General features: G+C 65.4%; 1 protein-coding gene and 1 pseudogene. Both read right to left on the bottom strand.

The annotated features are described in order from the left end of the window. On the bottom strand, positions 1-257 hold a 257-nt coding region (locus PGX04_RS25495), incomplete at its 3' end, for a pyridoxal-phosphate dependent enzyme (RefSeq protein WP_273741060.1). Between the two features lie 255 nt (positions 258-512). Next, positions 513-710 (bottom strand): annotated as a pseudogene (locus tag PGX04_RS25500) (gamma-glutamylcyclotransferase family protein); the annotation flags it as partial.

A 710-nucleotide genomic window follows, 5' to 3' on the forward strand; every position in this document is an offset into this window, starting at 1 on the left:
GCCAGCGCCACCCCCTGCGCGTGATTGCCCGCGCTGGCCGTCACGACGCCCGCCTCCTTCTGGGCCGCCGAGAGCGTCGCGATTCGGTTCGTCGCGCCGCGAATCTTGAACGCGCCCGTCCGCTGGAAGTTCTCCAGTTTCAGGCGGATATCGGCCCCGGTCATCGACGAATAGGTGTGCGAGTGCTCGAGGGGCGTGTGTCGAGATGTCTCTCGTACCCGCTCGCGCGCCTCGAGAATATCCGAGTGTTCGAGCATACGCCCGTCTACTCGGGACGAGGTGTAAGGATTACTGTCGGGGACCGGGAGAGCCGTGTCGGGCCCGTCGCCGTCCCCCCAACAGCGATGTGCTGCAACAGGGCAGCACGACAGGGAATACAGGGAATGCACGGCGTGTGACGTGCGACTGAAACAGTGTACCCTGAGTATATAAATCTCATGCACCCGCGGCGGAAGTGAAACCACCAGACGGGAGCGGGATAGACGGGTCGTCAGACGGAGGACAGACGGACGTCATTCGTGAGTCCGTACCACGACAACGCTCCGTGAAACGAGCGTTCGAACGCGCTCGCGGAGCGACCCGTCCCCCGGCCACGTCGCGTCGACGCCGAGCCGATTCGGATCACCGACGTACACCCAGCACCGCTCGCCGTCGGTGCCAACCGCGCCGGTCACTGGCACCGCAACGCGGACGTACAGCCCGCGCTCGAC

The organism is Natrinema soli (genome assembly GCF_028618695.1).